Origin of the sequence: Corynebacterium tuberculostearicum SK141 (assembly GCF_000175635.1) — a bacterium.
Lineage (GTDB): Bacteria > Actinomycetota > Actinomycetes > Mycobacteriales > Mycobacteriaceae > Corynebacterium > Corynebacterium tuberculostearicum_C.
In genome coordinates this window covers 1-9,517 of the sequence record NZ_ACVP01000011.1, presented here as the reverse complement: position 1 = coordinate 9,517, position 9,517 = coordinate 1, and the positions used below count along the sequence as shown (strand labels likewise).

The 9,517-nt window shown below is 49.7% G+C and carries 7 protein-coding genes; 2 read left to right on the top strand and 5 right to left on the bottom strand.

Going from position 1 to position 9,517, the window contains the following annotated elements:
* Window positions 1-282: 282 nt before the first annotated feature.
* Window positions 283-1,209, bottom strand: a complete 927-nt coding sequence (locus tag CORTU0001_RS03475; RefSeq protein WP_157749115.1) for a hypothetical protein — start codon at window positions 1,207-1,209, stop codon at window positions 283-285.
* Between the two features lie 167 nt (window positions 1,210-1,376).
* Here CORTU0001_RS03475 and CORTU0001_RS11705 point away from each other — a divergent pair, with 167 nt between their 5' ends.
* Both CORTU0001_RS11705 and CORTU0001_RS03460 read left to right on the top strand, forming a co-directional pair.
* Entirely contained in the window at window positions 1,377-1,931 is a 555-nt protein-coding gene (locus CORTU0001_RS11705; protein ID WP_157749114.1) for a hypothetical protein, read from the top strand.
* A 305-nt stretch (window positions 1,932-2,236) separates the two neighbouring features.
* The gene (locus tag CORTU0001_RS03460; protein ID WP_005327409.1) at window positions 2,237-2,866 is read left to right on the top strand and encodes a hypothetical protein; all 630 of its coding nucleotides are present in this window, start codon (window positions 2,237-2,239) and stop codon (window positions 2,864-2,866) included.
* 195 nt (window positions 2,867-3,061) lie between these two features.
* On the opposite strand, the gene CORTU0001_RS03455 is transcribed toward CORTU0001_RS03460, so the two are convergent.
* From CORTU0001_RS03455 to CORTU0001_RS03435, 4 genes are all read right to left on the bottom strand, one after another.
* Window positions 3,062-3,682 carry a hypothetical protein gene (locus tag CORTU0001_RS03455; protein ID WP_005327407.1) on the bottom strand — a complete coding sequence of 207 codons (621 nt, stop codon included), beginning with the start codon at window positions 3,680-3,682 and terminating at the stop codon, window positions 3,062-3,064.
* A gap of 429 nt (window positions 3,683-4,111) precedes the next feature.
* Complete coding sequence (locus tag CORTU0001_RS03450; protein WP_005327405.1) at window positions 4,112-7,249, bottom strand: type I restriction endonuclease subunit R; 3,138 nt, start codon at window positions 7,247-7,249, stop codon at window positions 4,112-4,114.
* Between the two features lie 21 nt (window positions 7,250-7,270).
* The gene (locus CORTU0001_RS11390) at window positions 7,271-8,389 is read right to left on the bottom strand and encodes a restriction endonuclease subunit S (protein ID WP_005327403.1); all 1,119 of its coding nucleotides are present in this window, start codon (window positions 8,387-8,389) and stop codon (window positions 7,271-7,273) included.
* A gap of 3 nt (window positions 8,390-8,392) precedes the next feature.
* Window positions 8,393-9,517 (bottom strand): type I restriction-modification system subunit M (locus CORTU0001_RS03435; protein ID WP_005327402.1); only part of this gene is annotated, 1,125 nt, incomplete at its 5' end.

The window sequence follows — 9,517 nt, the reverse complement described above, 5'->3', positions numbered from 1 at the left end:
CTTCCAACCTTTCTTTGAGACTGGTGGCTAAGTCTAGAAGTTCGTCGGGATTATTTGCGGGCCGTTGTTGAGACTGATTCCTTTGTGCTGCGCGCACAAACTTAGCGAGCATGCCGGCGTCGCGGGCCAGTGGGGAAGTAGAAGGCAACCCTGTCTGTATTACCTGCAAGCGCTTGGCGGCGTCTAGTGCGTACTCGTAGTCTCCAGTATCCCCGTGCGCCCCAATAAACAAGGCGCACAGGTGCGTGTCCTAGGCTTCATGAACAATGTCCGCCATAACGTCTATTTACTCCCTTTATTCCTCCTTAACAAACGGGACCAAAAGCAATTGTCCAAAAGGCCATGGGGCCAAATAATTTTGTCCCCGTTAGGCTTTTTTGCTTTTAGCTTTCCCCAGCTTGAACCAACAATGCTGACAATTGGAGTCCAAAGAGCTAGAGCAACAATCCATTTTTGTACCGTGGCTAGGCTCCCCTCCCCAGGCAAAGTGCCAGTACAAACCCCATGCACCGCCATAAGAACTAAAATTGTCCAAGCAAAGCCCGTAGTTCTTTCTAAGGCATAATCGTCTGGGTTATTCGTAATTTGATAGCCCCGCTCGTGCATTTTATTCATCCAGAAAGCTCTACTTAGGAACATGCCACTACAAAAAAGGAGAATCCCCCCTATAAATAGAGCGCCCGAAAAGTCTTTTTCATCGCTGCACAGCTGAACTACTTTTCCATCACTGCACAGCTGAACTACTTCTTCATCGCTGTAAGGCTGAACTACTTTTCCATCGCTGCACAGCTGAACTACTTTTCCATCGCTGCACAGCTGAACTACTTTTTCATCGCTATAAGGCTGAACTATATACCAAATATCGAGGCCGATAGGAAGGACAGAGAGCACAACAATACTTATACTAAGGATTTGATATGTCCTTGCTCGCTTCCCCATGGGTTCGTCTTTCCTTTTGCACGGAGTTTCATCAGTTTGCGCTTCTATGTAGGTCGCTTTGGACGGACGTCTTAAAGATAAGCGATTGAGGGCTTGTGTAACGAGGTGAAAGACAATTAAAAACAGCATCGATTTTAAATCGTTCGTTGCTTGATGAGGCTGCTTCAACTTAGCCTTCTTTTCTCCGGATTGCTGCGGAGTATTTTCTTGCTTCGCAGGGGAATTTTTGTTTTCTTGTGCGGCTTGAGATTCATCTTTACTTCCGGTCATAGACACTCCATCTTATAGAAACCGTTATTTAATGCCTGAAAATCTTTTCTACGCATTCATCCATAGACATAAAAGGAAAAGTCTCCCCACCTAATTAGGTATATGCACAGCGCGGCCCATCGTCCCCCATTCCTAATTGTCTAGTTGCAGATTGGTATAAATGTGGGGTGTTAAAAACCTCTATCTCTATCGCTATCGCAGCAGTTATATCTTTCTCCTTGGCTGCATGTTCTGATTCCAGCCAATATGAAGCTTTTGAAACGCAATCTCCTGACGATATTGAGTTCAAAACCATCACTGAGGCCGGTGAAGATGTGTCCAGCAGGCTTCCTAAAGAGTCCGCTTGGGGCTGTGAGTCTCGGACAGTGCGGACCACCGACGGCTTCTATACGTTAAAAAACGCCGATCTCCTTAACGGTAAAGAAGCAACGTTTTTCTTTGCACCGTATAAAAACATGGCTTACTCCTACTCTTTAAGAATCCAGTTTGAGAACGGAACCGTGAACGTACGCGATGAACGCAACGGGATGAAGAGAGCTTTTGTTCAAATTGTCGGTTCTCCTGAGATTGAAATTTCATCCCCTGTGGGCGGCACATACCTCACGTCGTACATTCCTATCCCGGCAGAGTATGAGGAAGAGCTCGGCGAGCTGTGGTCCGTTTCTGCGTCTATCAATGGTGAGCATGCAGGAACTTGCAAAGTGCACCAAAACCGAGGATAGATCCGGTCAGTGGTTACTGCGAATAGACCCAATCTAGGAATTCTTCGCCGCTCCTATCCATTTCCCATTCCTGGAATAGTTCCATAGCGGTATCAATTTCCTCACTACTGCGGACCCGTTGCAGGGCTGAAGAGCGCAGAATCTCCGAGTAGCGCTCAACCCACTCGATAAAGTCCAGCGAGCTTCGACTGTGCTCCCATAGCGAGAACAACTCGTCGGCCTTGAAAATCTTACCCGAAGGTAATTGATACTATCGTTCCTGTATGTAGCGGTGATGAGAATGCACGTTGGAGGTGACTGTCCTGATGGATGCAGCGGAGCAACGTCGGAGCTTGATTGCGTTTTATTTCGGCACGGAAGTAGCTACCGGAGACATCACCAGTAGTCGAGTGGTCGATAAAGTAGCTCGACGCGCCTACGCAGATCTTCGCCGCACTATCCACGGTTTTGGTACTCACCCTGCCAAAGACACAATCAAGAACTACATCCACAGCTCACTTAGAGCGTTTGTCGCCAATTTAGCCACCTGCGATTCGCAGAAAGACTTCGATGAGCGCCATGATCAATGGTGCACAGACGCTTGCGACTATTTCGACCGGTTTCCTGCCCCAGAACGATTCACCTCGTTCCACTACGGCCAGGCGCAAAAGTGGCTGAATATGACCTTGAAGTATCTTGCGGTGCTGGATCACCCCCATGTGCAGCAGGCCTATGGCTACCTGCACGTCCCGGTTGATAAGTATGTTTACGACGAAGCTGCTGCCGCAGGAGTAAAACGCCCACCATGGCCGAATGCTTGGTCAAAGCTCGACCGAGAGAAGTACCTCGACTATCAACATCAGCTCCGGGAGCTGGTGTCCTCTACTCCATATTCCTGCCCCTTGGATTGGGAGGCTGACGTGTGGGTTACGAGAGGTACCGAACCCACCGCCTAAATTGCATTCCCAAACGGGGGAATATTAATACTCTTCGAGAGTTTATACCTCCATCGCTGGATACAGCATTCATGTGTAGTTCCCCTGTTTCGGGTTTTCCTATACGAGAAGACCCCATTCAATATCTATAGAGAGATTCCACTTACAGTCCCGCATCCGCCTACAGCAGCCAATAGGGTACACCCTAAGCAAACGTTACTTTCTGAGCTCCGCTTGTGCCCATGAAGGGAAATCGTCATAGAAGCTGTCGAAGTCAGGGTCAGCACGGTACATGTCCCACAGTCGGAGCACGCCGTCCCAGTTCGAAAAAGGACCGCTGTTTGGAGTTGCCCTGTATACGTCAGTCAAGACTTCCATCGCCCAGTCGACATACCTACTTTCAGTTTTCCCGTCTCCTAAGTACATCCGCCATAGAAGATCGACGCCGTCCCAGTTCGAAAAAGGACCGCTGTTTGGAGTTGCCCTGTATACGTCAGTCGAGACTTCCATCGCCCACGAGGAAAACTCATAACCATTTTCTTTGTCGCTAAGGTACATGTCCCACAGTCGGAGCACGCCGTCCCAGTTCGAAAAAGGACCGCTGCTTGGAGTTGCCCTGTATACGTCAGTCAAGACTTCCATCGCCCACTCGGGGAACGAATTATCGGTTTTGGCATCACACTGATACATGTGCCATAGAAGATCGACGCCGTCCCAGTTCGAAAAAGGACCGCTGCTTGGAGTATTTCGATAAACCTCTTCGATACTTTCTTGGTAAGCCTCTTGAGCTTTGTCCGCGGCTCGATTGTCGTTTGCAAAGAAATCAGATACATCCATCGGGAAACTCCTTGAACAAGGTGGGAACATTTAAAGATAAGTGTGCCATGCGGCGAACCTTTACGAAGGCATAATGACCGCTTTCGTCGTACTACCTACAAATCGTTTTACCTAGATACTGAATACCTCCACACAGGAGTAAATGTACGGTACCCCCTACAGTTACGCAGGGTTGCGCCTGCGTCTTGGCCGTATCATTGGCTTGGATTAGCCATTGTTTTACACCTGCATAGTGGAGCTTAGGCTTAGCTATACAGCCTGAAGAATTGAACCGAAAGCGGAGGTTTCTAGCGGTTGCTAAGGGTTGTGTCCCGTGTCATACTGCATCTGCCACTTTGTGAGGCCTACAACCCCCGATAGGGCCCCGGTGGTCTCTAGAGAAGAAGGGCCGTCTGAGCATACCCCCGTGATGCTCAGGCGGTCCTTCTTTTATTGACTCACTAACACATCCGAGCCGATGATATCGGCAAAGCGCTCTAGTAGATGATTGAGCTCAGCTACTACCTCATCGCGTGACACTGTCGTCGTTGTTGCCCGCCCAAAGCGTCGTTGTGCTGGCATAATACGCGCAGCACCCATGCCAGCAGCACTTAAACGACCGTCAGCAATGCCTTGCGTGACAAAGTGATACGTCTCCTCACGCTTGAGATTAAAGCGCTTGACTACGGTGTCAAGTTCACTAACAAACTTCTTGCTGGCCATCTCATAGAAGTCCTGCGGGGTGCTCTCCCCCTGTAGCTGGCTCAAGAAGGCCTCAATGAGGTCAGACTTCATACGCAGGCTTGGCGAAGAATCCACTTCTCGCTGCACTCGCTCTCGGTCTTCCTCCTTCAAGTTGCCGCGCGCATCCTTAAGCTGCATAACCAGCTCCAGGATGTAGTCCACATCCACAGCGTACTTGCCCACCAGTGCAATCTCGAAGGTTAAGTCCTCAACAATATCGATAACCTCACCCTCACTGGTGTGCGTCATCGTGTCATGAAGATGCAGGTAAACCGACTGATAGTCTTGGAAATCACGACGAGACAGTGTGTCATCAGCATCAAACTCAGCGAACATATCGAGTGTGTTAATCAGCTGCAAAATTGTGCTGAATTGCTTAACAAACTCACGTTGCACCTTCTCGCTTTCTGGGATTTCCCCAGGAGCTGCAATCTCGCGCAGCTTATCTACCGCATCCACAAAGAGATTGCGGTAGAAGTCATAAGACTGCAAGACAACAACGTTATAGGCCTCAGCATCACCAAAGCGGGCGATAGCCTCTTCGATCTCGTCGTCCAAGTTTCGGTAGCAGACAATATTGCCTGCTACCTTCTTCGAGCCAAGAATCCTATTTGTGCGCGAAAATGCCTGGATAAGGCCATGGCGGCGCAGATTCTTATCCACATACAACGTGTTGAGTGTTGGGGCATCAAAGCCCGTTAGGAACATGTTGACCACGATGACCAGGTCCAGTTCGCGGTTTTTCATCCGCTGGGATAAATCGCGGTAGTAATTCTGGAAGCTCTGGTTATCGCTGACCGAGAAGTTCGTGTCGAATAGCTCGTTGTAGTCCTCGACAGCTGCTGCCAAAAACGCCTTGTCATCCACGCCAAGAGCATCAGCGCTAAAGTCTTCGCCATCGAGGAAGCCTTCATCATCAAAGACTTCTTGCTCTCCAGAAGCCGCTGAGAAAATGGTAGCGACCTTCAAACGCTCCTTCGGTGGCCTGGTAGCCATGTGCTCCCTAAAGGCCGTGTAATAGGCCTGTGCAGCGGGAATAGAGCTTGCTGCCATCATGGCATTAAAACCACTGACCGTTGTGACAGTTCGTTGAGTATCCACACCCTTCTTAAACGCTACTGGGTCATAGTCCTGTACGGTCAGCGAGTACGTCGAAGAACGCGATGTATGCCGGGAAAAGTTATCAAGGATGTGGTCAACCACGCTTGCAATACGATCCGGGGCCAACAGCGCCTTCTCACGATCAATGCCTGCAGCTTCTACATCCTCTAAGACATTCGCAGCCATGGTGTCATAGGTCTGAATGTTAAACCGCAAGACATTGTCATCGCGGATCGCGTCCATGATGGTGTAAGTGTGCAGCCTAGGGCCAAAGACCTGCTCAGTGGTCTCTGGAACTGCAAGAACGTTGTGGCGCTTGTGCTCATCTTCCACCGTGTGGAAGATAGGCGTGCCAGTAAAGCCGAACATCGCGGCCTTAGAAAAACGCTTGGCAATGCGCTTGTGCATTGAGCCGAACTGGCTGCGGTGGCACTCATCAAAGATAAAGACCACGTGCTTGTCATAGACATCCAAGACTTCTTTATCGCCGGTGAGATGATTGAGCTTTTGAATCGTGGTGACGATAATCTGACACTCATCATCAAGGAGCTGACCACGCAACACCTTCGCTGAATTATTGCCATTAGCAGCACCTTTAGCGAACTTGTCGTACTCCTTCATGGTCTGATAATCCAGATCCTGGCGGTCAACAACAAAGATAACCTTCGCCACCTCTGGATACTGCGCGACCAACTGCGCAGTCTTAAACGAGGTCAATGTCTTTCCTGACCCCGTCGTGTGCCAGATATAACCACCAGCATTAACCGTGCCCAACAGCGTGCGATTGTGAATTCCGGCAAGCACCTTGGTGACAATGCGCTCTGTGGCCACAATCTGATACGGGCGCATAATAAGCAACACATCATTGGTATCAAGCACGCAGTACTTGGCAATGATGTTAAACAAGCTGCGACGAGCAAGGAAGGTTCTCGCGAAATCACTTAAGTCAGCAATCCGCCTATTCTTCGCATCCGACCACCACATGGTGAACTTGAAGGAATTAGACTTCATAACCCGTGTAGAAGTCGTCTCATCAGCACTTTTACGCGCCAATATCCGGGTGGTATTGGAATAGTACTTCGTCAATGAGCCATTAGAAATCACAAAGACGTGCACATAATCAAAAAGCTTAGACGAGGTGGAAAAGCTATCCCGCGAGTAACGACCAATCTGGTTAAAGGCCTGCTTGAGGTCAACACCACGCTTCTTTAACTCACACTGCAGGATAGGCAAGCCATTGATGAGAATCGTGACATCATAACGATTCGTGCGATGAGCTGGATTAGTAGTAGGCGCAACGTATTGATTGAGGACCTCAAAGACGTTGTTATGCGGATTGTCGAAATCAATGAGCCGGATATTCTCACGAGTACCGTCATCAAAGGTAAACGTGTACACCGCCCGCTCATGCTGGATACGCCTGGTCTTCGCAAGCACATCGTCATCATGCGGAGTGATGAACTCCTGCAATAGTCGATTCCACTCAGCATCAGTGAACTCGACGTCATTTAAGCGCGATAAATGCCCTCTAAGATTGGCCAGCAGACTTTTTTCATCCCGACAGGACACCCGACGATACCCCTGCGAGGTAAGAATCTCGATGAGATTATTCTCGAGCGCTGCCTCTGATTGATACGCAGCACTAGGTACTGCGGTAGGCGAATACTCAGCGACCACAGTCGCGTCTTCACTCGCCGCAATCGGAACTGACGACGAGCCGGTGGAAGCATACGGGTTAGTCATCGTGGCACACATCCTTGGAATCTAAGAGTTAAACGTCAACAGCTTCTCGCGGTGGTACTCGAACTGGGTTTTACGCAGCTCACGCTCTTTCTTCAGGTTGTCGATAAGAGCTTGCATGGTATCGAGCTTGTCAGCGATGTCTTGTTGAACCTCCAGAGAAGGGAGGGGGAATTGATAGGCAAGAATGGCAGCTTTATCACCACGAGGCATCTTTCCGCCACGAGAAAAATTGTTGTTGTAATGCCAGAATTCGTCACCAAAAAGAGTCCAATACAGAAAACGAGCGTCCACCTTTGAGGGATGAATCGCTAGAACATCTCCGCTACAACCGCCCTCATTGGTGGCATGCCAAATCTTCCGTAAATATGGGCGAATGTTACCTATCAACACGTCCCCTACCTGGTATTTAGTAGATCTTTTAGTATTGGGACCATGTTCAGATAGAGCTTTCCCGCCACGATCCTTTAACAGGTTATCCACGCCAACAAACGTATCCGCGTTCAAATCAGCACTATCCACGCGCAGCGGAGAATACCCAGCAACTTCCCCCAACTTCACGTACTCCACGCCATCTGACTCATCGAAGGTCAACAGCTGCTCACGGAAGTACTCAAAACGCTTCTCACGCAGCGCAATCTCTGAATCCAGGCTCTCGATGAGGGCGGCTAATGCGTCCAGTCGCTCAACAATGGCATCCTGTACTTCACGCGGCGGGAGGGGGAAAGCGAGAGTCTTAATAGATTTGAGATTCAACGCCGGAATACCTGCGAATGAACACAAATCTCGAATACTCTGACCATGCTCTTTGAGAGTAAAGAACAGGAAGCGGTCACTAACGATATCGCTGTTCACCTTGACGTTATAGTTTAGGTTCCCTTTGAAATGAGGACCTTCTGTCCAAGATACAAAGCCAACACCAGCACCCCGCGTAGTGATACCAATTGGATCGGTCGAGTTAAACTCTGCGATAAACCCTAAAGGCTCTCTACCACTATTGATAACGGGGTAGATCCCAGCACTCTCAGCGATCTTTTGCTTCGAGACTGACGAACCAGCCTTAACAGTCGCCACATCCCCCAACTTCACGTATTCCACGCCATCGGAGCAGTACTGCTCGATGAGCTGCGTTAACGTCGTCATTGTTTACGCCTCCCCGCCATCAAGCTCAGCTACGATCTCATTGACCCGTGCACGCAACGCTTCTTGTTCAGTGCATACACGCGCGATATCTGCGTTGAGCTGGGCAATGTCTACCTTCTCGCGGGTATCTTCCTTCTCCACGTAGGAGTTGACGGACAGCGTGTAATCCTTGGCGGCAATATCATCGTTTGAGACAAGTTCCGCCTGGTGTTCTACTGCTTCGTGGTTGAAGTAGAGATCCAAGATTGCCTGCTGATTGTCCTCATTCAGCGTGTTTTTCGCGCCATTTTTCACAAAATGTGCGGCTGCATCCACAAACAGCACATCGTTAGTCTCACGGTTCTTCTTGAGGACCAAGATGACCGTGGAAATCGACGTTCCAAAAAACAGATTCGGTGGCAGCTGGATAACGGCGTCTACAAAGTTGTTGTCCACGAGGTACTGGCGGATCGTCTTTTCGGCACCACCTCGGTACAAAATGCCTGGGAACTCAACAATTGCAGCTACACCGTCTTCTTCCAAGTGGTGCAGCATGTGCATGGTAAATGCCAGGTCAGAGTAGCTTTTAGGGGCTAATGCTCCAGCCGGAGCGAAACGCGGGTCATTAATGAGTGTGACATCGTCCTTACCTGGCCACTTCTGCGAGTAGGGCGGATTAGACACAATGGCATCGAAAGGCTGAACCTCAAGATGAAGAGGATTCTCCAGCGTGTCGCCACGTTTGATGTCGAACTTTTCAAACGGCACGCCATGCAGGAACATGTTCATGCGCGCTAGAGCATGGTTTGTCGGGTTAATCTCCTGGCCGTAAAGACCGTCGGTGATGTTGTCGATGCCCAAGACCTTGGCAAAACGGAAAAGCAGCGAGCCAGAGCCCGTACACGGGTCATATGCACGCCTAATCGTCGAGCGCCTATTCACGGCGATAGCAGCCAGGATTTCAGAAACTTCCTGCGGGGTGAAGTGCTCACCACCACTGCGACCTGCATTCGAGGCATACATGCGCAGCAGGTACTCGTAGGCATCACCAAACACATCAATGTCAGTATCGGTGAAACTGCCCAAATCCAGCTTGTCGACCGCCATCATGATCGTGGCCAAGCGCTTAGAACGCTCGACAGTGGTAGG

What these genes read in the sequence shown, in the direction of transcription:
- CORTU0001_RS03450 (WP_005327405.1), bottom strand. Translation starts at nt 7,249, where the DNA reads ATGACTAACCCGTATGCTTCCACCGGCTCGTCGTCAGTTCCGATTGCG.
- CORTU0001_RS03455 (WP_005327407.1), bottom strand. Translation starts at nt 3,682, where the DNA reads ATGGATGTATCTGATTTCTTTGCAAACGACAATCGAGCCGCGGACAAA.
- CORTU0001_RS03475 (WP_157749115.1), bottom strand. Translation starts at nt 1,209, where the DNA reads ATGACCGGAAGTAAAGATGAATCTCAAGCCGCACAAGAAAACAAAAAT.
- CORTU0001_RS11390 (WP_005327403.1), bottom strand. Translation starts at nt 8,389, where the DNA reads ATGACGACGTTAACGCAGCTCATCGAGCAGTACTGCTCCGATGGCGTG.
- CORTU0001_RS03460 (WP_005327409.1), top strand. Translation starts at nt 2,237, where the DNA reads ATGGATGCAGCGGAGCAACGTCGGAGCTTGATTGCGTTTTATTTCGGC.